This window comes from Massilia phyllostachyos, assembly GCF_021044825.1.
Taxonomy (GTDB): Bacteria; Pseudomonadota; Gammaproteobacteria; order Burkholderiales; family Burkholderiaceae_D; genus Telluria; species Telluria phyllostachyos.
The window spans coordinates 749431-770709 of the sequence record NZ_JAJNOC010000002.1 but is presented as its reverse complement, the minus strand read 5'-3'; the positions used below and the strand labels follow the sequence as shown (position 1 = coordinate 770709).

Genomic DNA, 21279 nt, shown 5'->3' with positions numbered 1-21279 from the left:
CGGCGGCGATGACGGGCCAGGCAGGAGGTGTCAAATGCGCAGGCAGCAGTGCCGGATCGCGATCGGCGGTGCGGTGGCGTGCGTTTGGCGCACGCGCGCGATCAGGGCAGTGTCAGGGAAGCTGGTGGCGATCTCGCCGATCAGCTGAGTCAGGCCGGCCGGAACGAAAGGATGGACGAGGGGCAGCTGCGGCTTGTCGAGCGACTGTTTGTCGGCCTGGTCGTACGCATGGCAAAGGCTCGGCTGGACAGGATCCATGTCGGCACAGCTGCCCATAGCATGTTCGCCACCAGCCGTCGCCATTGCGCTCGGGTGTCCGCCACCGCTCGTCGACTGTTCCGGACAGACATAGGACGCCAACGCAAGCTGCATGAAGAGCATGCTCAAGAGCGCGATCAATGCCGCGACAAACCGGGAGCGTCGGGATGGTTTCATAGGACAGGACAAGGGACGCTACAGGATACTTAGCATGCTGCCATGCTGTCAAGAACACTCGGTGGTGCAGGCCCTGAGATGGGCGCCACCGGTTTCGGTTGGTGAAAACTCAGCCGTCTAGCACCTGGTCCTGCGATCGCCCGGCATGCCGTTTGGCTCTGATATGTCGCCGAGCATATAGGTTTAGGTACAAACGACGAGGTCGTTTGTCGAGTCGGCACAATTAGGTACAACTTACTTCGGCGATGGGACAGGCGTGAACCTAAAACCAGTCACGGTTCGAACCAGGTTTTGAAAATCAAGGAGTTGGATGAACCGATCAGTCATCGGGTTCAGGTACGAGCGCTTTAGCCGCCCTTTCAAGCTTGGTAGCCGGCGCTGCACTCGGTGTCGTCGCAGCTGCTCGCACGGTGCCCGTGTCGATATGCAGGCGGTCGAGGATGGCCAGCGCGCGAGCACTTGGCGCATCCCGGCATAGCATTCCACGCAGGCAGCGCCGCAGTTCCGGATCATCGCGCCACGCCGTTGGTCGATAGCCTTTCTCCTGCGTCAGCCATTCCATCGCATCTTCCTTCACGGCTTGCTCCGGATAATGAATGATGAGATGGCGAGACAGGTCGGGAAAAACCGGATCGTGCCAGAGTGTTTGGCGCACGAAGAACAATACATTTCTTGTTTGGCTGCCCCAGCTCATACAACCGCGTGCGATCTCCGCGCGCGCTGTGGCCAGGTAGCTGGCCTCTCCTGTTACCTGGTGCAGTCGGCATGGCAGGTACACCAGCGCAGGAGCACCAAACGGCAGCTCCTCCATTCGGCGTTCGATGGTAGTGGCAAACTGGTCGCCCAATAACCACTGAAGCTGCACGGCAAGCGCCGCCCGGTCCTCGACCAGGGCCAGGAACGTGTCCGCAAGCTCCTGCCGTTCTTCGTTACCAAGCAGGTCGAAATCCTGACGGTCGAATCCGGCCTTATCGTGAGGATGTGCGTGCAACTCCGCGAGGATCCTGTCTGCTGCGAAGCTCATCATAATCAGTCCAATGGTTGCGTCACCATCACTGTAGCGGATCGCTCAGCAACGCGCTCGCTTGGAGTGCCGCCGGCCGTTTGGAAAGCGCGCTTGCGGTCGCCGCGCGCCGCATCAGCACGAGCTATCGAGATGAGTTCGGCCCGGACACGCTGAAAGACATGCTGAAAGACATGCTGCAGTCTGGCCAGGCACCGGAAAAATTCCATCCTCATCTGATGGCCCTGTTGGACGAGACGCCGCTCCCTGTCGTCATGAAGGCAGTCGCCGAGGCTGCAACGCCCGACGTACCTGCGAAGGAAATCATGAGGAATCTCCATCGCTGGGCCAACGAATGGAAGGTGTGCAGGGCAATCCGGTGATGGCGCGAGAATGGAGCCGCCCAGCGCTGTGCCAAGTAACTGATGGGTTCGGCGCCCTATTCTGATCGTGCACACAGGCGCCCGTCCGGTACCGATGCTCTCCCGGGCGCTTGGTCAACCGTGGTTTCTACTTGGTGGCTTGGCTGAGTATCGAAAGAGGCTTCTTAGTTGTTAGCGGTTCTGCTATAGGTTTTTAATTGCAACCTGTTCGTTAGTTACGTTTTCAGTTGTGCTTCGACCTCAAGCTTACAAACTCGGCCTATACTCGACAGTACGCAGCTTAGCAGTGTCCTAACAAATCATGAAAGCGGCAGATGACGACCAAGACCGATATCGAACAAATTTTCAATACCTTCATCGCAGATGAAGACAAGGCTGTGGCGACCGGCACCGATGGCGACTGGTATATCTACAACTGGCCGACCCTGAATCATCATTTGAGCTAGGCGCCGAAGATCCTGTCCGCGCAAAAGCTCGAGCAGCTCTACTTCCATCTGTTGCGGCTGGGAATCCTGCCTGGAAAAGAAGTCGCCGGCGCCTACCCCGTCCTCGAATCCGCCTATCGCCGCCATGCGCCCATGATGAAGCCGGTCGAAGGCATCGGCCGCATGAGTCTCCTGAACAGCTTCACCGGTTTGCTGCTCTTCGGCTGCGACGCCGAAACGGTGGTCGGGACCAACGCGGGGCCCCAAGATTACCTGCGCTACCGCGCCGCCTATCGCCAGTGCGCCGCCTATTCGCACATGCATGGCATGCTGAGCAAGCCGGAACGGTTCGTGGAACTGGCCGGCGACGCCCTGGTGGTGGCGCGGATCTGCAGCGTCATGCGCCGCCTCGATTTCATCCACGACGACTGGTACCGGGTCAGGCATTCCGAGGAGATCTGCGCGTGGACCTGGCTGCCGTTCTGGGGCGCCATCTACACGCTGCTGCTGAGCCCTCTCGACGACGCCCGGCAGACGATCGCGGATTTCAAATCAACGCCCAACCTGCCCTTGCGGAAAGAACAGATGGAAACGCTGGAGCGTTACGAGGTGGCCAGCCGGTCATTCCTGGCGCGTTGAACTTCTGGGCGCCATCGAGCAGCCACCTCCCTCCTGGCGGCCTGCTTGAGCATTGGGGGATTGATCGTAGTTGTTGGCGCCTATTTGTTCGGGTTGTGGGCCGAACACCGTTGGTTAGTTACCTTTTATGGTATGGTGACGGCACCGACTATTCAGGGAACTCACCATGCACTCCCTCACCCAATGGGATGCCGACCCAGTCAAGGCATTCAAGGCATTCGTCTCTACCGAAGCATTCGCCGAGACGGGCCGGCGCATGCGCGCCGACGGGACGCTGAAGATCCTGTCCGCCGAATCGGCCAAGATCTACACCTTCATGTTCAACAACGTCGCCGGATGGATCGCGGAACAGGGACTCGCCTTCTCCACCGCCACCCAGGCCGACCTGCTGCGCTTCATCGGCCGCACCGAAAAGGGCAAGCCGGTCCTGAACAGCAAGATCGCCTACCGCTACCTGCGTCTGCTCGAACGCTGCTACGAACACCTGACCGTGACGCCGAACCCGGCGCAGCAAGCCATCCTCCAGATCGACCGCGCCCACATCAAGAAGGATGACGCCGGACGCAGCCTCTCGGACGACCAGCTGGAACGCTTCTTCGCCGCCCTCCCCGCCGACGCGCCGCGCAAACGGCGCAATACGCCCTTCGATGGCTGGAAGCGTCGCCGTGACCGCGCCATGCAGGTCGTCATCGCGCTGGCCGGCCTGAAGGTGTCGGAAGCGGTCGGCCTGCTGGTGTCGGAAGTGGGCGGCCAGACGGCGATCGATGGGTCGATCATGCTTACCATTACACCAAGCGAGAAGCTCGACACCAGCCACGAACACACGGTCGCCCTACCCCGCGAAGGCGTCGACGAGCTGCGCCCATGGCTCGAGGAGCGGGAAAAGATGGCGATTCCGGGCCAGTTCGTCTTTCCCGCCAACCTGGCCGGCAACCGGCTGACCAGGAAAACGGTCTACGTGCAGATGCGCGCCACCTTCGAGCGCGCAGGGCTGGACCTGTCGCGTTCGGGCGGGCGCACGCTGCGCAATACCTTCGCCAAGCGGCAGCTCGACGAGGGGACCAAGCCCGAGGAGCTGAAGGACGCGCTTGGCCTGGCGCTCGAACGTTCGGCGGCCGACTACAAGCTGACCCGCGTGACGCCGGATCCCGGCTAATGAACCCTCTTCAGGTCACGCAAGCACTGCGGATTTGTAGGGTGGGCGGTCCTCCGCCCACCCTACGTGAAACCAGCTTACTGGCGCGGCGAACGCGCTTGCCGGTATGATGCGCACCATGATTACCTGTTTCGACATCGGCGGCAGCGCCATCAAGTGCGCGGTCGCGGCCAGCGACGGCCAGATCGGCGACCTGCAACGGGTGCCCACGCCCACCCATGACTTTGCGGCGTTCGTGGACGTCATGCGCGCGCTGATCGCTGAAGGCGGTCCATCGCGTGGCGTCGCGATCTCGATCGCCGGCGTGGTCGATACGAGCGAGGGCCGCATCAAGTGCGCCAACATCCCCTGCATCGACGGGCGCACGCTCGCCGCGGACCTGACCCAGGCCCTGGGTCTGCCGGTCTGGATCATCAACGACGCCGACAGCTTCGCCCTGGCCGAGGCCCAGGCCGGCGCGGGCCGCGGCCACGCCAACGTGTTCGGCCTGATCCTGGGCACCGGCGTCGGCGGCGGCCTGGTCTACAACGGCCAGCTGATCGGCGGCCCGGGCGGCTTCGCCGGCGAATGGGGCCACGGCCCGGTCGCGGCGCAGTTCGCCGGCACGCCGCCGCAAGCCATCCCGCGCTTCCCCTGCGGCTGCGGCCAGGCCGGCTGCCTGGATACGGTCGGCGGCGCGCGCGGCCTGGAGCGGCTGCACCAGCACCTGCATGGGCAGCGGATCGACAGCCGCGCCATCATCGACGCCTGGCAGGCCGGCGACGCCCAGGCCGCGCTCACCATCGACTGCTTCGTCGACCTGCTGACAGGCCCGCTGGCCATGCTGGTGAATACCGTCGGCGCCTCGATCCTGCCGGTCGGCGGCGGCCTGTCCAACAGCGCGCCGCTGATAGCGCGGCTCGATACGGCAGTGCGCGGCGCGATCCTGCGCAAGACCGACGCGCCCATCATCGTGCCGGGCCAGGCCGGCGCGGAGCCGGGCCTGATCGGCGCCGCATGGCTAGGCCTCGCCAAGCTGGGCCAGGCGCATGCTTGAGGCGATCACGCTGGAAGTCTGCGTCGACAGCGCCGACGGCCTGGCGCGTGCGATCGAGGGTGGCGCCGACCGCATCGAACTATGCAGCGCGCTCGAGATCGGCGGCTTGACGCCGAGCGCCGGCCTGATTCGCGCAGCTTCCAGTAGCCCGGTGCCGGTGGTCGCCATGATCCGCCCGCGCGGCGGCGACTTCTGCTTCACCGAGGCGGAAGTGACGCTGATGCTGCTTGACATCGAGGCGGTGGCCGCCGGCGGCTTGCCCGGCGTGGTGCTCGGCGCATCGCTGCCGGACGGACGCCTCGACGAGCGCGTCCTCGAGCGGCTCCTGCGCCGTGCGGCGAGCCTCGGCCTGCGCTGCACCCTGCACCGCGCCATCGACCTGTGTCCGGACCTGGGGCAGGCGGTGAGCCTCGCCATCGACCTCGGCTTCGAACGCATCCTGACTTCCGGCGGCGCCGCCAGCGCCCCGGCAGGGCTGGACGGCCTGCGGCGCTGCTTCGAGGCCGCCGCCGGCCGCATCGCCATCATGCCCGGTGCCGGCATCAACGCCGACAACGTCGACCTGCTTCGCGCGCAGCTGCCCTTGAGCGAGGTCCACGCGTCGTGTTCGGACCCGGTTCCGCCGCCGTCGCCCCAGGTCGCGGCCTTCGGCTTCGATTCGGGCGCCCGCCGCCGCACCAGCAGCGCGAAAGTCGCGGCCCTGAAAGCTAAACTGCTGGGGTGAACCGGCCTTTCGCTTGAAATCGGCGCGCCCGTGTGTGACACTCGACGCGTTTCATTGACACGGGAGCGCCCTGCTTGACGTTCGATCCGACCATCCTCGAGCCCTATCTCGGCGACCTCGCGGCGGGCGCGCGCTTGACCGCCCTGGCCTGCGCGCTGGCCCTGGCCGGCGCCCTGGTACTGGGCATCGCGGTGGCCCTGATGCGCACGGCGAGCGGCTCACAAGCGCGGCGCATCGCCAATCTCTACGTCGACGTCTTCCGCAACGTCCCTTTCATCGTCCAGCTGTTCTTCCTGTTCTACGGACTGCCCGAGATCGGCGTCGAGCTGAGCGCCTTCGCCACCGGCGTGCTCGCCCTGTCGCTGGCCGGCGGCGCCTTCGTGTCCGACGTGATCCGTTCCGGCATCCTGGCGCTGGAGCCGGGCGTGCTGGAGGCGGCGCAGGTCAGCGGCCTGTCGCGCCTCGCGATCTACCGCCGCATCGTGCTGCCGATCGCGCTGCGCACCTCGATCCGGCCGCTCGGCGCCGTGTTCGTGAACCTGATCCTCACCTCGTCGATCCTGTCGGCGATCACCCTCAACGAGCTGACCGGCGCCGCGAAGATCGTCGCCTCCGACACCTTCGCCCCGTTCGAGGTCTACGCGCTGCTGCTGGTCGTGTACGCCTTCATGACCTGGCTGGTGTCGCTCGCCAGCGGCGCCTTGCACCGGCGCCTGAACCGGAACCTGGCCTGATGCGCTACGACGCTTTTACCGCACACGACCTGCTCCTGCTGCTGCAGGGCCTCGGGGTCTCGGTCGCCCTGTTCGCGGCGACCACCTTCATCGGTTTACTCATCGGCCTGGCCTGGGCGCTGCTGCGCTACTACCGCGTGCCGGTGCTGGCGCAGATCGCGGCCCTGGTCGCCGAACTGCTCAAGAATTCGCCGGTGCTGGTGCAGCTCTTCCTCGTGTTCTTCGGCCTGCCGGTGCTGCTGCAGACCGACCTCTCGCCGGTGGAAGCGGCGCTCATTACCTTGTCCGGCAATACGGCCGCCTTTGTCTACGTGATCGCGGTGTCCGCCATCGAATCGGTCGGGCGCGAGCAGGTCGAGACGGCGCGCGTGTTTGGCCTGACCCGCTGGCAAACGCTGCGCCGCGTGGTGGCGCCGCAGGCGGCCGCCTTCGGTTTCGGGCCGCTGACCGGGCTCCTGGTGAACCAGCTGCAGGTGACGTCCCTGATCTCCGTGATCGGCGTGGTGGATCTCACCAAGGTCGGCGCGATCCTCAACCTGCGCACCTTGAAGCCCTTCATCGTCTGGACCGTGATCGGCCTGCTGTACTACCTGATGGCGCGCCTTGTCGCGGGAGTCTGCGCACGGAGGGAAGCGCGCCTGCGCGCGCATAGCCAATGGAAGGGTGTCTAGGATGATCCATATCGACCGCGTCGCCAAGCGCTTCGGCGCCAATACGGTCCTCGACGGCGTCGACCTGCGCGTCGACCCGGGCGAGGTCGTCTCGATCCTCGGGGCCAGCGGCTCGGGCAAATCGACGCTGATCCGCTGCATCAACGGCCTGGAAAAGCTCGACGGCGGCGCGATCACGGTCGACGGCCACCGCGTCGACGATCCCAAGGGCCTGCGCGAAGCGCGCCGCTGCTGCGCCACCGTGTTCCAGCTGTTTAACCTCTACCCGCACATGACGGCGCTGGAAAACATCACGCTGGCGCCGATCGAGGTGCTGCGCACGCCGCGCCGCCAGGCCGAGGACGAGGCGCGCGCGCTGCTGGATTCCGTCGGCCTGCTCGAGCGCGCCGGCGCCTACCCGAGCCAGCTCTCCGGCGGCCAGCGCCAGCGGGTCGGCATCTGCCGCGCGCTGGCGATGAAGCCGCGCTACCTGCTGCTCGACGAGGTCACCAGTGCGCTCGACCCGGAGATGACGGCCGAGGTGCTGGCCATCCTGGCCAAGTTAGCGGGCAGCGGCACCACCATGCTGTTCGTCACCCACGAGATCGAATTCGCGCGCCATATTTCGAGCCGCATCGTGTTCCTGGACGGCGGCCGGCTGCTGGCCGACCTGCCGACCGCGCGCTTCTTCGCGCCGGACGGCGGCCTGGCGCAGCCGCGCATCGCCCAATTCTTATCGAGGATGAGCAAATCGTGAAAATGCTGTTAGCGAACGCCGAGGCCTGGCCCGGCTTCGACACCACCGTCGACCTCCTGAAGGGGGGCGAAGCCGGGATCCCCGCCATGGTGGCCGGCATCGCGAAGGTCGAACGCGAAGCCAGGGTGCGCAGCGTCGGCTACGGCGGCTGGCCGAACATGCTGGGCGAGATGGAGTTCGACGCCGGCGTCATGGACGGGACCACGCGCGACGTCGGCGCGGTCGGCGCGGTGCCGGCCACGCTGCCCGTCTCCGCCCTGGCCTACGAGGTGATGCGGCACCTGCCGCACGTGATGCTGACCGGCGCCGGCGCGCGCCGCTTTGCCACCGAGCGCGGTTTCGCGGTCGACGAGGTGCTGCATCCGGACAGCAAGCGGGTGTGGTGGGAAAAACTGGAACAGCAGATGACGCCGCAGCAGCGCGCGGCCTTCCCCGATATCCCCCTGGCGCCGCTCAGCACCGCCATTACCGACCCCGAACGCGTGCGCGACACCACGGTGTTCCTGGCGCGCGACGCCGGCGCCAACCTCGGCGCCGTGACCTCGACCTCGGGCTGGGCCTGGAAGTATCCGGGGCGGCTGGGCGACTCCCCGATTCCCGGCGCCGGCTTCTACGCCGACAGCCGCTTCGGCGCGGCCGCCTGCACCCATACCGGCGAGATGACGATGCGCTGCGGGACGTCGCGCAGCATCGTGCTGGCGCTGCGCCTGGGCCATTCGCTCGAGGACGCGGTCAAGCTGGCGGTCGAGGAGCTGGCCGAACTGAAAAGCGGCTTCCTGGCCGGCGTCGTGATCCACGCGATGGATGCGCAAGGCAATCACCAGGTGGTCAACTACCGCTGCGACGAAGAGATACGCTACTGGTACTGGGACGAGCGCATGGACAAGGCGGAACTGCGCGTCGCCGCCAGGATCAACCCGTGAAAGGACACCTCATGCAACACCGTATGAAGCAGCTGGCCGTGGCCGCGGCCCTGACCCTGGTCGCGACTTCCGCGCTGGCCGGCCGCATCGAGGACATCAAGGCGCGCGGCTACGTGCGGATCGGCGTCTCGCTGGGCGGCGAGCCGGTGGGCTTCCGGAATGCCGCCAACGAGCCGGTCGGCTATGACGTCGACGTCGCCACGCAGCTGGCCGCGAAGCTCGGCGTGCCGGTGCGCTTCTCCGACGTGTCGAGCGACGCGCGCATCTCGATGCTGATGTCGAAGCAGCTGGATTTGGTGGTGGCGAACGTCTCGATCACGCCGCAGCGCGCACGGGTGGTGGACTTTTCGATGCCGTACAACGTGGCCGGCCTGCGCGTGATCGCGCAGAAAAGCGCCAATGTGAAGACGCTGGCGGACCTGAACGGCAAGCGCGTCGTGGTCGGGCGCGGCACCACGGCCGACGCTTTCCTGAAGAAGTCGGCGCCGCAGGCGGTGCCGGTCTACACCGACAATTTCGCGCCGGACGGCGTCTTGCTGCTGCAGCAGAAGCGGGTCGACGCCGGCATCGAGGATTCCTCGCTGCTCGATTACCTGGCCAGCAAGAACAATCAGCTGGCAACCCTGCCGCAAATGTACGGCAACACGCCGATCGGCATCGCGATGGCCAAGGGCGATCCGGCGCTGCTGAATTTCGTCAACGCGTTTGTCGCGGATTACATTAAGTCGGGCGCCTACGCGGCCAACTACAAGAAATGGTGGGGCACCCAGTCCGTGCCGCCTTCGCTGCAGGCCCGCTAGCGCCAGCCATGCGCGCGGGGATCCTTCCCCGCTGCGCCGCCCCATGTGCGGGCTCAAGCCGCCCGCCCCGCTCGTCGCTAGAATCGATCTGCCTTGCGCTTGACGCAAGCGAGCAATTTTCCAAGTATCAATAGCCTTTGCTTAGGATCGATCAAGGCGCGTGCCGTTCCGGCTCGCCCGCTACCGACGAGGTGTCCCATGAGCGCCAGGTTCGTGCAATTCCTCCTGCTGGCCCGCTGGGGCAGCGCGCTGGTCGCCCTGATGTACCACGTCAGGTTCCTGGCCTTTGTCAACTACGATGCGGTCGAGGATAAAAGTCTCCTGCTGACCGGGCTGTATTTCCTGACCGGACTGGGCCATGAAGCGTATGCGGTGTGCTTCATCCTGGACGGCATGCTCGTCGGACTCATCCTGCGACGGCAGCGCGCCGGGCCGGGGCCTGGAGACGCTTCCCTGGGGCGGCATGCGCTGGGCTTGTACGGCCTGCTGCTGCCCGGCCTGCTGCTGGGGGCGGCGTTCGACCATACCGGTGCGCACCTGTTCGGCGACACCGGGGTCTACACGGCCTTCCCGGAATTCAGCACCCTGGCGCTCGGGCTTGCCGTGCTGCTCGGGAACCTGCTCATGCTGCAACCGTTCGTCGTAGCGAATTTCGGCGGCAACAGCATGCTGTACCTGCTCTCTTACCTGTTCTGGTCGCTGGTGCTGCTCGCTGTCTTCTTGCGCGCCGGGCAATTGCCGCAGCCTCATAGGCGCGCCGCCCGGGTGCTGCTGCCGGCACTGGCCATCGTTTTCCTGCCCTATCAATTCCTGATCTGGTCGGCGATCTGGCTGGCCGGCCTCGGGCTGGTGTTCCTGGCGGAGGGGCGCAGCTGGCGGCCGCCGCTGCCGGCGACACTGCCGCTGTTCGGCGCGGCCCTGCTGCTGTCGCGCTTCCTTGGGCCGGCTACCCGCGGGCTGGAGGCGGTGCTGCGCGACTGGGTGATACAGTTCGGTTTCCTGGGCGCCGGGGTCGGATTCGCTGCGCTGGTGTGGAGTGTGTATCCGAAGGGACAGGACAGCGGCACGTTCGCCGCCGTGCGGGCGTCCGAAGCCTGGCCGGCGCAGGCGGCCTCGTTCACCTTCTTCTTCCACTTTCCCGTCATTATGCTGCTCGCGGCGTGGGGCGATGCGCGCCTCGGCCAGCCGCTGATGCAGCAGCCATCGGTCGCGTATCCCTGGTTCGCCGGCCTGGTGCTCGCCTCGGTATTGACCGCGACCGGCATCGCCCTGACCGTCGACAGCGCGCGGCGCGCGTTCGGCAATGCTGCCCGCTTGACCTCCGGGCGGCGCGGCGGCAGCCCCTCCTGAGCTCCAAGCGGTCTCAGGCCAGCACCGGCACGTTGCGCGCGCACAGGTGCGACATGTACAGGTAGACGAGGTAGAGCGCCGAACGCATGATCGCGTAGGCCATCAGCGAGCCGTGCAGGGACAGCGGCGCCACGAACACCAGCAAGGTGCACAGGAACAGCACGACCTGCCAGCACAGCTCCATCCGCTGCTTGCCGGACACGAAGAACACATAGCTCAAGGGACTGGCGACGAAGTTCAGGAAGCACAGCGGCGCCAGGATACGCGCCAGGTCGCCGGCCGGGCGCCAGTCCTCCCCGAACAGCCAGCCGAACAGCGCCGGCGAGAACAGCAGCAGCACCAGGGTCGGCCCCAGCGCCAGCAGCACCAGCGCCTTGAAGGTGCTCCGGTATACGGCCAGGCAATTGCCTACCGTCTGGAATTCATTCACGGCCTGGCGCTTGAACACTTCCAGGATCGAGGTGGCGATCAGCGCGGTCGGCGCGGCCAGCACGCGCTGGGTCAGGGCGAACAGGCCGGCCGCCAGCGCGCCGTGGTGGATGCCGATCATGAACAGGGGCAATTGCCCCACCATCGTGTTCAGGAGGCTGGACGGCAAGGAGTAGCGCCAGAACGCCCGATGCTTGTGCAGGTAGGCGCGCTGGGTGCGGTCGAGAAAGAAGGAAAAGCGCGCGCGTGGCGGCGACAGCAACAGGCGGCCCGCGACCAGCCCGGCGCCGAGCCCGATCAATTGCCCGGCCAACAGGGCGACGCCGTCGACGCCCGCATACAGCAACGCCAGCTGGCTGGTGGCAATGGTGCCCGCCTGCAGCAGCTTGATCCGGGCCGCGGTCCCGAACTGCCGGTGCGCGGCGGCGTAGGCCAGCGTGGTCTGGATGTTCGCACCCATCCAGGTCGCCAGGCCGACGGTGGCCATCTCGGGCCAGGACACCGTCTGCAGCGGCGGCAGCCCGAGCGCGCAGGCGCACAGGGAACACAGGGTGACGGCGAGCCCCAGCAGGGTCGCGAACCAGGCAACGACGCCGAAGCACAGCCGCTGCTGGCCGCGCTCGTGGTCGATGACCATGGCGTTCTCGACCCGCAGGGTGGCAATGATGGAGGTGACGGCGATCACGCCCAGCCAGACGCTGAAGCTGCCCATCTCGGCCGGCGTGCACAGGCGGGTGAGGAGCGGCGCCGCCAGCAAGGTCAGCGCCTGTGCGCCGGTCGCGCCAGTCATGACCGTGGCGACATTCCTCCAGAATTCGGGACGCGGCATACTCATGGGGATGTCATCGCGGTAACTCACCTGGTAAATCGTATCGGGCTGGCCGAAGTGGGCTTTCACCCGCCTCCAGGCGGTCATGTAAATCTGTGTAAAGGCGCATGAGAGCCCTTGTCTGGCAAAAGAAGGTGCTTGTACAGGGGGGATGCCGTGAATCTGCACCATGACGGTGCTATTGATGAGCTTGCTTACCCAGCGAGGCCAGCTCATGCCGATGCGATGCGCCTCCCAATGCTAGCCTGTCGCCCATCGACCCGGTTTGCGCCATCTCCACTATTAACCTTTGCAGACAGCCGACAAGCGTCCCTGCGCTCCGCGCCTTCAGTCCCACCAGTAGCCCGTATCACGACGTTCCGCCTGCAGCCCTTGGCGTAGACGGCGCAGCGACGGTATGCCGTGGTCCATGCCATGCGGGCGTGGGCCGGCATCTTCCGTCTCGATCAGGTCGCTCGACTTGCGCCAGCTGTCGGCCCGGCTGCGCCTCTGGCTGGAACACCCCCGGCCGCCACCCGCTTAGACAGGCGGATAAATTTTTTTTTCAAAAAGGTGCATCCAGACAGCGCCGTCCCGCGTAGTGAAAGAGTCAGCACGTTCCGGCGCCCCGCGCGCCGGGCGCGACACCAGGCATACGCCATCCGACTCTCACGACGAAAGGACAAGAACATGCAACGACAACTCCCCGCCCGCCTCCTCCTGGCGGCAACCCTGGGCGCAGCGCTGGCCGCGTGCGGAAGCAGCAACGACGACCGTCCGGCCACGCCGCCGGCCCCGACGCCGACACCGCCCGCACTGAGCGCCGGCGACATGTTCATCCTGACGGCCAGCAACCGCCTGGTCAGCGTCAACCGCGACGCCCCGGGAACGATCCGCACTTCGGTGCCGGTCTCCGGCCTGCAGGCGGGCGAAAACCTGGTCGGCATCGACGTGCGTCCGGCCGACGGCCTGCTCTACGGCGTCGGCAGCAGTGGCCGGATCTATACCATCGATACCGGCAGCGGCGCCGCCACCCTCAAATCGCGCCTGGCAGCCGACAGCAGCGACAGCACGGCGCCCTTCAGCGCCCTGGCCGGCACGGAATTCGGGGTCGACTTCAATCCGGTGGCCGACCGCCTGCGCGTGGTCGGCAGCACCGGCCAGAACCTGCGCATCAACGTCGACACCGGCGCCACCACCACCGACGGCGACATCAACGGCGGTGCGCCGAACGGCGCCGTGACCGCGGCCGCGTACACCAATTCCTTTGCCGGCACCGCCGCCACCACGCTCTACGTGCTCGATTCGGCCAGCGACACCATGTACGTCCAGAACCCGCCGAACAACGGCACCCTTGCCACCCCGGTCGCCCTCGGCGTCGACGCCGGCGCCATGAACGGCTTCGACATCGACGCGCGCAACAATATGGGGTATGCGGTGCTGACGGTCGGCGGCGCGCGCAACCTGTACACGGTCAACCTGGCGGCGACCTCGGCGCCCCTGAGCGCGGTCGGCGCCCTGGGCCTGACCGAAGACATCCGCGGCATCGCGCTGCGCGCCGTCGCCGCGCCGGTGGTGGTTGGCCTGGCCGACAACGGCCGCCTGGTGTCGTTCAAGCCGGCCACCCCCAACACCCTCGACGCCAATGTGGCGATCACCGGCCTGGCCGCTGCCGAGACCCTGCTCGGGATCGACTTCCGTCCGCGTGACGGCCTGCTGTACGGGATCACCTCGAACGCCCGCATCGTGACCATCGACCCGGCCACCGGCGCGGCGACGCCCAAGACCACCCTGAGCGCCGACCCGGCCGACACGACCCAGCCCTACACGGCGATCGCCGGCGCCGCCTTCGCGGTCGATTTCAATCCGGTGGCCGACCGCCTGCGCGTCATCGGCAATACGGGGCAGAGCCTGCGCATCAACGTCGACACCGGCGCCACCACGACCGACGGCGCGATCAACCGCAGCGGCGCGGCGCCGAGCGTGACGGCGGCGGCCTATACCAACAGCTATGCGGGAACGACCGCCACGGCGCTGTACGACATCGATACGGCAAGCGCCAGCCTGGCATTGCAGAATCCGCCGAACGACGGCACCCTCGTGAATGTCGGGGCGCTCGGCGTGGCGGCGGTCGGCGATGCCGGCTTCGACATCGCCGGCGGCGCCAATGGCCTGGTGCTGGCCGCGCTGCGCACCACGGCCGGTGGCCCGTCGACGCTGTACCGGGTCGACCTGGCGACCGGCGCCGCCACGCCGGTCTCGGCCGGCATCGGCGGGGGGCTTGGCTTGCGCGACATCGCGATCTGGCTGAAGTAGCCAACGCTGCAGGCGTGGGCGGGAACCGCCCATCTTGCTCAAATCTTGACCGCGCGGCCGATGTAGAGGATCGGGCCGGTCGGGCGTCCGGTCGGCGAGCCGGCGCCCGGCTCCAGCGTGATCTCGAACAGCTGGTTCGGCTGCAGCGGCGGCAAGTCGCGCAGCGGCACCTCCACGGACTGGCCGGGCTTGACCAGGCCGAGCGACACCGGCTTGCTCCAGCCATCGGCCTTGGTCCAGAGCTGCAGCGCGCGCTCCGGCGGCACCGCGGTCGGGCGCAGCGGCGCGAGGGTGAGGCGGTCCGCCTCGCGGCCCTGGAGCACCCATCCCGGCGCCTGGTTGTCGGGCGCCGCCAGCACCACCATATAGCGCGGCGCCGGCGTGACCGGCGCCAGCGGGCCGACCGCTACCGCCAGGACGGCCGCCGCGAATCCGGCCGCCGCCAGGCCGCGCCACAGTCCGAGGCGGTTCCACCACGGCGCGGCGGACACCGGCGCCGGCGCACGCATCTCCAGCGAAGCCGCGATACGCGTCCACAGCTGCGGCGACGGGTCGACCGGCGGCGCCAGGCGGCTCAAGGGCAGCAGGCGCGCGTCCCAGCACGCGACCGCCGCGCGCAGTTCGCCGTCGCCGGCCAGCCGCTGCTCGAACGCGCGGCGCGCCTCCAGCGGCATGGTGCCGAGCACGTACTCGCCAGCCAGTTCATCCGGATCGCCGTCCGGCCTGTTGTCCGCTGCGCTCATCCCATGCACTCCCGCAGCGACTTCAGACCGCGCTGGATCCAGGCCTTGACCGTTCCCAGCGGCGAACGCAGGCGCTGTGCGATCTCGCTGTGCGAGCAGCCGTCGACGTAGGCATACAGGATGCTGGTGCGCTTCGAAGCGTCCAGCCCGACCAGGCAATCGCGCAGGCGTCCCAGGTCCTCGCCCAGCGCGAAGGCCTCTTCGGGCCCGAGGCCGGGGTCGGCCGCCAGGCCGGCGAGCACATCGTCGCCGAGCGGGAGTTCCCGGTCGCTGCTGCGCGCGAAGCTGATCGCCTGGTTGCGCACGATGCTGTGGATCCAGCCGCGGCCGGCGCCGCGCGCCGGATCGAAGGTACCGGCCCGGGTCCAGATGCTCAGGAAGGCATCGTGCAGGACGTCTTCCGCCACCTGGCGCTGCCGGACGATGCGCAGCGCCACGCCCAGCAGGCGCCGGCCGTCCTGGTCGTAGATGCGGCGCAGCGCGCCCTGGTCGCCGCGCGCGCAGGCGTGCAGCGCGGCCTCGTAGTCGAAGATGTCGGTCGTCGCAGTCGCCATGGATGGGTGGGTAGGTTGAAGACAGTGCATGGTAGAGCATTTCAGGCCGCACACGGTTACCGATGCAGGAATGCGGTCATGCCGAAGGCGGCGCCGGCGACACATCGGCAGGCTGATCGAGCGCGGGCTGGCTACTCCGTCGGCGCAACCATTGCGTCGCTTCGAGGCGGCAAATCGCCCCCCGCCACTTGGCGAACGGCGCGTTTTGCTTTATACATAGCCGTTTGCCTTGACGAACGCCCCCTCGCAACGAATGAACGTCCCGCTTCCCTCCCTGCGCCTGAACGCCAACGCCGTGGTCAGCGCCACCTGTGTCGTCGCCCTCCTGTATTTCGGCCGCGAGGTGCTCGAGCCGCTGGCGCTGGCGCTGATCCTGAGCCTGGTGCTGGCGCCGCTGGTGCGCAGCATGACGCGGGTCGGGCTGGCGCGCATGCCGGCGGTGCTGCTGTCGGTGGCCCTGGTCGCCACCTGCGTGGTCGGGATCGGCGCAGTGCTGGCCAGCCAGCTGGTGACGATCACGCGCGACCTGCCGCAGTACCGCGCCGCGATCAAGACCAAGGTGGTCAAGGTGCGCGACATGGTCGAGCGGCCGCTGACCCGGCTCGAGGCCGAGCTGACCGCGGTGGCTCCGCCCGGCACGGTGGAGCCGGCGCGCGCCCGGCGCGGCACGCTGGCGGCGGCCAATCAGCCGGTGCCGGTCGAGGTGCGGGTGCCGCGCACCATGAAGGACACGCTGGGACGGGCCATCGCCCTGGTCTGGGGGCCGGTGGGCGAAGCCGGCGTGGTGCTGATCCTGCTGGTCTTCATCCTGCTCGAACAAGGGTCGCTGCGCGACCGCCTGGTGCGCCTGGCCGGCCAGGCGGAAGTGAGCCGCACCATCCGCACCTTGGGCGACGCGGCCCAGGGCGTGTCGCGCTTCTTCTTCTCGCAGTTCATCGTGAACGCCACCTTCGGCGCCGTGATCGGGCTGTCGCTGTGGCTGGCCGGGGTGCCGCACGCGGTGCTGTGGGGTGTGCTGAGCGGCGTGCTACGCTTCGTGCCCTACCTGGGCGTGCTGCTGGCCGGCGCCATCATCGCCGTGTTCGTGGCCGCGATCGACCCGGGCTGGACCCTGGCCCTGACCTGCATGGCGATCTTCCTCGCCTTCGAACTGGCGCTGGCCAACTTCATCGAGCCCAAGGTCTACGGCCACAGCTCGGGCCTGTCTCCGCTGGCGGTGATCGTGTCGGCGCTGTTCTGGGGCGTGCTGTGGGGGCCGGTCGGCCTGCTGCTCTCCACCCCGCTGACACTGTGCCTGGTGGTGGCCGGCCGCCACGTGCGCGCGCTGGCCCCGGTCACCATCCTGCTCGGCGACGCGCCCGACATGACCGACGCCGAGCGCTTCCACCAGCGCGTGCTGGCGGGCGAGGCGGCGGAACTGGGCAAGGATGCGCGCGCCTACGTGCGCCGCTACAGCTTCGCACGCTACTGCGACCACGTGCTGCTGCCGGGCCTGCGCATGGCGGTGTCGGACCTGGGCGCCGGCCTGATCGACAAGGCCCAGCAGGAGCGCATGCGGGCGGTGATCGCCAACATCGCGGAGACGGTGTCGTCGAACTACGACCGCCGTGCGCGCATGCGCCGCAAGCACGTGCCGCTGCTGGACGCCAACATCGGCGCCCACCTGCGCCAGATGCGCGAAGCCCGCTTCGGGCGCTGGCAAGGTTCGCTCGACGTGCCGCCGGGGTCGATCGTGCTGTGCGCCGGGCTGCCGTCGGAGCGCGACGAATTCATCACCGAACTGCTGGTGCGCGCCCTGCGCGAGGGCGAGGTCGATGCGCGCAGCATCGCTGTCGGCGCGGCCGGCGAACAGCGCGAACGGCCGGAAGGCACCGGGCCGGAACTGGTGTCGACCGTGTTCATCACCTATCCGCGCCAGGACAACCTGGACGAGTGGTGCGCCGCGGTAGCCTCGCTGCGCGCCGACCTGCCGGAGGCGCTGCTGGTAACGGTGTTGCTGCCCTACGACGAGCAACTGCCCAAGCGCGCCCTGGTCGAGCCGCACGTGGACATGATCCTGCGCTCTTTCGAAGAGGGCCTGGCCTTCGTGGCGCCGGACCGGCAGGCGGCGGCGTGAATGGAATGACAAGACAAGTGTGAGAATTCGTTGTTTTTGTGCTTCGGTGATTCTGAAAATTTGTCGAAGTTGAGCAGGTGTTTACGTTTTCCAGTCTTTCCCACGTAAAATGCTTTCCTATCGGCATTATCACTACATGGCGGAATATGAAATCGGTTCAACAAGAAGTCGACGAGCGCAGCAACCTCACCAGCAACAACAAGTTCGAACTGCTCCTGTTCCGCCTCGGCGGCGACGAGAACGGCGAGCGTAGCGAACTGTTCGGCATCAACGTGTTCAAGATCCGCGAGATCGTCGCGATGCCCGAGATTACCGCCGTCGCCGGCTCGATGCCGCACGTGCTGGGCGTGGTCAACCTGCGCGGCCAGATCATCCAGGTGCTGGACTTGCCGGCGATCGCCGGCGTCAAGCCGAAGACCGGCCTGAACATCATGCTGGTGACCGAATTCGCGCGCACCACCCAGGCCTTTGCGGTCGAGAGCGTGGAAGAGATCGTGCGCCTGGACTGGAACCAGGTGATGTCGGCCGAGCGCACCGCCGCCAGCGGCATGGTGACCAGCATCGCGCGCCTGCCGGAAGTCGACGGCGTGCCGGGCCGCCTGGCCCAGGTGCTCGACGTCGAGACCATCCTGCGCGACATGAACCCGGATTCCGGCCCGGAGATCAACCAGCAGACGGTCGGCGCCAAGATCCACATCAAGCCGGGTTCGGTGATCCTGGCGGCGGACGATTCCGTGGTGGCGCGCGCCCTGATCGAGGACGGCCTGAACGCAATGGGCCTGCCCTTCATCATGACCAAGAGCGGCCGCGAATGCTGGGACCAGCTCAACAGCATCGCCAACGCCGCCGAAGCCGAAGGCAAGACCGTGCACGACAAGGTCGCGCTGGTGCTGACCGACCTCGAGATGCCGGAAATGGACGGTTTCACCCTGACCCGCAACATCAAGAAGACCGGGCGCTTTTCCAGCATGCCGGTGGTGATCCACTCCTCGCTGTCGGGCACCACCAACGAGGAACACGTCAAGAACGTCCAGGCCGACGCCTATGTCGCCAAGTTCTCGGCCGAAGACCTCGCCTCCACCTTGCGCCGCCTGCTGCGCCAGTAATGCGCCCCGGCGCGGGCAGCCCCGGCTGCCCGCGTGTCAACGGCTGTTTCGTCTCTCGCGTTGTCCAGTTACAAACGCTCACACACTGGACGGCGCGCCGCGCCGCCATCGTGTAATATTGACAACATGGTACAGCGACGACGAGACGAGGACACCGCAGTAACTGCCGAGTACGCCTTCTTCCTGGCGGAAACCCGGGGGCTGCGCTTCGCGCTCGACTACCTCGACAATTGCCGCATCCCGCGCGACATCCTGCTGCGCAGCGTGGATGAACCGGAGCGCCGCCGGCGCACCGAGCGGCGCCGCTATCCCCGCAACGACTAGGTTTCTTCTTCATCCCCGCGCGGAAACGCGCGGCGGCGGCGCGTGCGCCATGCTACCGTCTGCGCCACGGGAGGAAGCGGCCATGAACAAGTGCTACCGCTGGCGGTCGGAAGACGGCGCCGGGCTCGAACACCTCGAACTGCAGTGGCGTGACGACGTGATCGTCGCCGAGGGCGTGGTCGTCGGCGACGAAGCCTTCGGCTGCGGCTACCGCATCTGCTGCGACGCCGGCTGGCGCGTGCGCTCGGTCGAGGTGCAAGTGGCGGGCGGCGCCTCGCTGGTCATGACGACCGACGGCGACGGCGCCTGGCGCGACAGCGACGGCCGCAAGCTTCGCCATTTGGACGGCTGCATCGACCTTGACATCTCCGCCACACCCTTCACCAATACCCTGCCGATCCGCCGCCTCGGCGATGGCCTGCAGGAGCGCACCGAACTCCTGATGGCCTGGATCAAGGTGCCGACGCTCGAGGTGCGCCGCGCGCCGCAAGCCTATACCCGGCTGGCGCCGCGCCGCTACCGTTTCGAGGCGCTCGACATCGGCTTCGAAGCCACGCTCGCGGTCGACGAGGATGGGCTGGTGATCGATTATCCGGCGCTGTTCCGGCGTGTCCGGGCGCCGTAGACCTTATTCCTCGCCTTGCGCGCGCAAATTCGCCTGGACCCGCGCCAGCAGGCCGGCCAGTTGGCCCCGCTCGGCCTCGCTCAGCCCCGCCAGCGCCTGGCCGGCCAGCTGCTGGCCGTGGCGGTGCATGTCCACGAACACGGTCTCGCCGAGCGGGCTCAGGTAGAGGCGGGTGCTGCGCCGGTCCTGCTCGTCCTGGCGCGCATCGAGCAGGCCCCGGTCGCGCAAGCCCTGCACCAGGCGCGTCACCTGCGCCTTGTCGCGGCCGGAATGCTGGACCAGGTCGCGCTGGGTGGCGCCGGGATGGCGTGCGAAATAGCCGAGCGCCTTGGTTTCCATATGGCTGATCTCGCCGCCGGCGCCAGCCTCCGCGCGCAGCGCGCGATACAGGTGCATGATCGCGTGCATGGCCTCCATGACCTCACCGTCTCCGGATGAGAGAAAATGATTGACCTTATCAACTTCTTTTTCCATAATGGATGACATTATCAACTAATTCGGACCGACATGGAACGGCAAAACCGCCTGGGCGTACAACGCGTGCGCCATGAACTCCACATCCGCGACGTCACCGTCGCCCGCATCGCCCCAGTGGGCGACAGTTTTCTCAGCATTACTTTCCAGGGCGAAGCCTTGGCCCAGTTCACCTCGCTCTCCTTCGACGACCACGTCAAGTTCATCTTCGACGTGAACGGCGAGCAGGTGCGGCGCGACTTCACGCCGCTGCACCATGACTTGGACAAACGCGAACTGACGCTGGAATTCGCCCTGCACGAAGACGGCGCGTCGTCGGTCTGGGCGCGCGCCGCCACTGTCGGCCAGCGCGCCATTATAGGCGGGCCGCGCGGCTCGATGGTCATTCCCGCGGAATACGACTGGCATTTGCTGGCGGGCGACCGCAGCGCCCTGCCGGCGATGCGGCGCCGTTTGGCCGAGCTGCCGGCCGATCGCCCGGTGTTTGCCGTGATCCACGCGAGCGGGGGCGACCGCCTGCTGCCCGAAACGCAGGCCGGGCTCGACCTGCGCTGGGTCGACAGCGATGCCGAACTGGTCGAGACGCTGCGCGCGCTGCGGCTCCCTGGCGGCGACGGCTTCGCCTGGTTCGGCGGGGAAGCGAGCACTGCCAAGGCCGTGCGCGCCGTGCTGGCCGAGGACAAGGCGCATCCCAAGGACGCCATGCGGGTCTCGGCCTACTGGAAGCAAGGTGTGGCGGATCACCACGAAAACCTCGAATAAGCGGCCG

General features: G+C 67.2%; 24 protein-coding genes. 18 read left to right on the top strand and 6 right to left on the bottom strand.

Annotation, left to right across the window (positions count from 1 at the left end; translation table 11 throughout):
* Window positions 1-30: 30 nt before the first annotated feature.
* Both LQ564_RS10435 and LQ564_RS10430 read right to left on the bottom strand, forming a co-directional pair.
* The gene (locus tag LQ564_RS10435; protein ID WP_231058027.1) at window positions 31-387 is read right to left on the bottom strand and encodes a hypothetical protein; all 357 of its coding nucleotides are present in this window, start codon (window positions 385-387) and stop codon (window positions 31-33) included.
* A gap of 367 nt (window positions 388-754) precedes the next feature.
* A complete protein-coding gene (locus LQ564_RS10430) occupies window positions 755-1462 on the bottom strand; it encodes a hypothetical protein (protein WP_231058026.1) in 708 nt (235 codons plus the stop codon).
* Between the two features lie 77 nt (window positions 1463-1539).
* Here LQ564_RS10430 and LQ564_RS10425 point away from each other — a divergent pair, with 77 nt between their 5' ends.
* From LQ564_RS10425 to LQ564_RS10375, 12 genes are all read left to right on the top strand, one after another.
* Window positions 1540-1821, top strand: a complete 282-nt coding sequence (locus LQ564_RS10425) for a hypothetical protein (RefSeq protein ID WP_231058025.1) — start codon at window positions 1540-1542, stop codon at window positions 1819-1821.
* Between the two features lie 314 nt (window positions 1822-2135).
* The gene (locus LQ564_RS25835; protein WP_269143486.1) at window positions 2136-2267 is read left to right on the top strand and encodes a hypothetical protein; all 132 of its coding nucleotides are present in this window, start codon (window positions 2136-2138) and stop codon (window positions 2265-2267) included.
* A gap of 132 nt (window positions 2268-2399) precedes the next feature.
* Window positions 2400-2885, top strand: a complete 486-nt coding sequence (locus LQ564_RS10420) for a hypothetical protein (RefSeq protein WP_231058024.1) — start codon at window positions 2400-2402, stop codon at window positions 2883-2885.
* 166 nt (window positions 2886-3051) lie between these two features.
* Entirely contained in the window at window positions 3052-4041 is a 990-nt protein-coding gene (locus LQ564_RS10415; protein ID WP_231058023.1) for a site-specific integrase, read from the top strand.
* A 118-nt stretch (window positions 4042-4159) separates the two neighbouring features.
* The gene (locus LQ564_RS10410) at window positions 4160-5077 is read left to right on the top strand and encodes an ROK family protein (RefSeq protein WP_231058022.1); all 918 of its coding nucleotides are present in this window, start codon (window positions 4160-4162) and stop codon (window positions 5075-5077) included.
* Window positions 5070-5801 carry a copper homeostasis protein CutC gene (locus tag LQ564_RS10405; RefSeq protein ID WP_231058021.1) on the top strand — a complete coding sequence of 244 codons (732 nt, stop codon included), beginning with the start codon at window positions 5070-5072 and terminating at the stop codon, window positions 5799-5801. Before LQ564_RS10410 ends, LQ564_RS10405 begins: the two co-directional genes overlap by 8 nt.
* A gap of 74 nt (window positions 5802-5875) precedes the next feature.
* On the top strand, window positions 5876-6535 hold the full coding sequence (locus tag LQ564_RS10400) for an amino acid ABC transporter permease (RefSeq protein ID WP_231058020.1): 660 nt from the start codon (window positions 5876-5878) through the stop codon (window positions 6533-6535).
* Window positions 6535-7206, top strand: a complete 672-nt coding sequence (locus LQ564_RS10395) for an amino acid ABC transporter permease (protein ID WP_231058019.1) — start codon at window positions 6535-6537, stop codon at window positions 7204-7206. Before LQ564_RS10400 ends, LQ564_RS10395 begins: the two co-directional genes overlap by 1 nt.
* A 1-nt stretch (window position 7207) precedes the next feature.
* Window positions 7208-7942 (top strand): amino acid ABC transporter ATP-binding protein, encoded by a 735-nt coding sequence (locus LQ564_RS10390; protein ID WP_231058018.1) that lies wholly within the window; start codon window positions 7208-7210, stop codon window positions 7940-7942.
* A gap of 2 nt (window positions 7943-7944) precedes the next feature.
* The gene (locus tag LQ564_RS10385; protein ID WP_231058148.1) at window positions 7945-8865 is read left to right on the top strand and encodes an isoaspartyl peptidase/L-asparaginase; all 921 of its coding nucleotides are present in this window, start codon (window positions 7945-7947) and stop codon (window positions 8863-8865) included.
* Between the two features lie 11 nt (window positions 8866-8876).
* Window positions 8877-9665 (top strand): transporter substrate-binding domain-containing protein, encoded by a 789-nt coding sequence (locus LQ564_RS10380; protein WP_231058017.1) that lies wholly within the window; start codon window positions 8877-8879, stop codon window positions 9663-9665.
* 198 nt (window positions 9666-9863) lie between these two features.
* Window positions 9864-11015, top strand: coding sequence for a YIP1 family protein (locus tag LQ564_RS10375; RefSeq protein WP_231058016.1), 1152 nt, complete (start codon window positions 9864-9866; stop codon window positions 11013-11015).
* 13 nt (window positions 11016-11028) lie between these two features.
* Here the strand turns inward: LQ564_RS10375 and LQ564_RS10370 are convergent, their stop codons facing one another.
* Complete coding sequence (locus LQ564_RS10370; protein WP_231058015.1) at window positions 11029-12279, bottom strand: lipopolysaccharide biosynthesis protein; 1251 nt, start codon at window positions 12277-12279, stop codon at window positions 11029-11031.
* 663 nt (window positions 12280-12942) lie between these two features.
* On the opposite strand from LQ564_RS10370, the gene LQ564_RS10365 reads away from it, so the two are divergent.
* Window positions 12943-14568, top strand: a complete 1626-nt coding sequence (locus LQ564_RS10365; RefSeq protein WP_231058014.1) for a DUF4394 domain-containing protein — start codon at window positions 12943-12945, stop codon at window positions 14566-14568.
* A gap of 38 nt (window positions 14569-14606) precedes the next feature.
* Here LQ564_RS10365 and LQ564_RS10360 read toward each other — a convergent pair whose 3' ends face one another.
* Both LQ564_RS10360 and LQ564_RS10355 read right to left on the bottom strand, forming a co-directional pair.
* Window positions 14607-15311, bottom strand: a complete 705-nt coding sequence (locus LQ564_RS10360; protein ID WP_231058013.1) for an anti-sigma factor — start codon at window positions 15309-15311, stop codon at window positions 14607-14609.
* A complete protein-coding gene (locus LQ564_RS10355; RefSeq protein ID WP_231058012.1) occupies window positions 15308-15865 on the bottom strand; it encodes a sigma-70 family RNA polymerase sigma factor in 558 nt (185 codons plus the stop codon). The genes LQ564_RS10360 and LQ564_RS10355 overlap by 4 nt, the downstream gene beginning before the upstream one ends.
* 253 nt (window positions 15866-16118) lie before the next feature.
* On the opposite strand from LQ564_RS10355, the gene LQ564_RS10350 reads away from it, so the two are divergent.
* The 4 genes from LQ564_RS10350 (at window position 16119) to LQ564_RS10335 (ending at window position 20036) form a co-directional block, all read left to right on the top strand.
* Complete coding sequence (locus tag LQ564_RS10350) at window positions 16119-17981, top strand: AI-2E family transporter (RefSeq protein WP_231058011.1); 1863 nt, start codon at window positions 16119-16121, stop codon at window positions 17979-17981.
* A 146-nt stretch (window positions 17982-18127) separates the two neighbouring features.
* Window positions 18128-19087, top strand: coding sequence for a chemotaxis protein (locus tag LQ564_RS10345; protein WP_231058010.1), 960 nt, complete (start codon window positions 18128-18130; stop codon window positions 19085-19087).
* A 126-nt stretch (window positions 19088-19213) separates the two neighbouring features.
* On the top strand, window positions 19214-19411 hold the full coding sequence (locus LQ564_RS10340) for a hypothetical protein (protein WP_231058009.1): 198 nt from the start codon (window positions 19214-19216) through the stop codon (window positions 19409-19411).
* 82 nt (window positions 19412-19493) lie between these two features.
* Entirely contained in the window at window positions 19494-20036 is a 543-nt protein-coding gene (locus tag LQ564_RS10335; RefSeq protein WP_231058008.1) for a putative glycolipid-binding domain-containing protein, read from the top strand.
* Between the two features lie 3 nt (window positions 20037-20039).
* Here the strand turns inward: LQ564_RS10335 and LQ564_RS10330 are convergent, their stop codons facing one another.
* Window positions 20040-20453, bottom strand: coding sequence for a MarR family winged helix-turn-helix transcriptional regulator (locus tag LQ564_RS10330; protein WP_231058007.1), 414 nt, complete (start codon window positions 20451-20453; stop codon window positions 20040-20042).
* 90 nt (window positions 20454-20543) lie between these two features.
* Between LQ564_RS10330 and LQ564_RS10325 the strand changes: the two genes are divergently transcribed.
* Window positions 20544-21272, top strand: coding sequence for a siderophore-interacting protein (locus LQ564_RS10325; RefSeq protein WP_231058006.1), 729 nt, complete (start codon window positions 20544-20546; stop codon window positions 21270-21272).
* Window positions 21273-21279 lie beyond the last annotated feature (7 nt).

Coding starts and splice junctions, on each gene's coding strand:
- LQ564_RS10430 (WP_231058026.1), bottom strand. CDS start 1,462: ATGATGAGCTTCGCAGCAGACAGGATCCTCGCGGAGTTGCACGCACAT.
- LQ564_RS25835 (WP_269143486.1), top strand. CDS start 2,136: ATGACGACCAAGACCGATATCGAACAAATTTTCAATACCTTCATCGCA.
- LQ564_RS10420 (WP_231058024.1), top strand. CDS start 2,400: ATGATGAAGCCGGTCGAAGGCATCGGCCGCATGAGTCTCCTGAACAGC.
- LQ564_RS10415 (WP_231058023.1), top strand. CDS start 3,052: ATGCACTCCCTCACCCAATGGGATGCCGACCCAGTCAAGGCATTCAAG.
- LQ564_RS10410 (WP_231058022.1), top strand. CDS start 4,160: ATGATTACCTGTTTCGACATCGGCGGCAGCGCCATCAAGTGCGCGGTC.
- LQ564_RS10405 (WP_231058021.1), top strand. CDS start 5,070: ATGCTTGAGGCGATCACGCTGGAAGTCTGCGTCGACAGCGCCGACGGC.
- LQ564_RS10395 (WP_231058019.1), top strand. CDS start 6,535: ATGCGCTACGACGCTTTTACCGCACACGACCTGCTCCTGCTGCTGCAG.
- LQ564_RS10390 (WP_231058018.1), top strand. CDS start 7,208: ATGATCCATATCGACCGCGTCGCCAAGCGCTTCGGCGCCAATACGGTC.
- LQ564_RS10385 (WP_231058148.1), top strand. CDS start 7,945: ATGCTGTTAGCGAACGCCGAGGCCTGGCCCGGCTTCGACACCACCGTC.
- LQ564_RS10380 (WP_231058017.1), top strand. CDS start 8,877: ATGCAACACCGTATGAAGCAGCTGGCCGTGGCCGCGGCCCTGACCCTG.
- LQ564_RS10375 (WP_231058016.1), top strand. CDS start 9,864: ATGAGCGCCAGGTTCGTGCAATTCCTCCTGCTGGCCCGCTGGGGCAGC.
- LQ564_RS10370 (WP_231058015.1), bottom strand. CDS start 12,279: ATGAGTATGCCGCGTCCCGAATTCTGGAGGAATGTCGCCACGGTCATG.
- LQ564_RS10365 (WP_231058014.1), top strand. CDS start 12,943: ATGCAACGACAACTCCCCGCCCGCCTCCTCCTGGCGGCAACCCTGGGC.
- LQ564_RS10360 (WP_231058013.1), bottom strand. CDS start 15,311: ATGAGCGCAGCGGACAACAGGCCGGACGGCGATCCGGATGAACTGGCT.
- LQ564_RS10355 (WP_231058012.1), bottom strand. CDS start 15,865: ATGGCGACTGCGACGACCGACATCTTCGACTACGAGGCCGCGCTGCAC.
- LQ564_RS10350 (WP_231058011.1), top strand. CDS start 16,119: ATGAACGTCCCGCTTCCCTCCCTGCGCCTGAACGCCAACGCCGTGGTC.
- LQ564_RS10345 (WP_231058010.1), top strand. CDS start 18,128: ATGAAATCGGTTCAACAAGAAGTCGACGAGCGCAGCAACCTCACCAGC.
- LQ564_RS10340 (WP_231058009.1), top strand. CDS start 19,214: ATGGTACAGCGACGACGAGACGAGGACACCGCAGTAACTGCCGAGTAC.
- LQ564_RS10335 (WP_231058008.1), top strand. CDS start 19,494: ATGAACAAGTGCTACCGCTGGCGGTCGGAAGACGGCGCCGGGCTCGAA.
- LQ564_RS10330 (WP_231058007.1), bottom strand. CDS start 20,453: ATGGAGGCCATGCACGCGATCATGCACCTGTATCGCGCGCTGCGCGCG.
- LQ564_RS10325 (WP_231058006.1), top strand. CDS start 20,544: ATGGAACGGCAAAACCGCCTGGGCGTACAACGCGTGCGCCATGAACTC.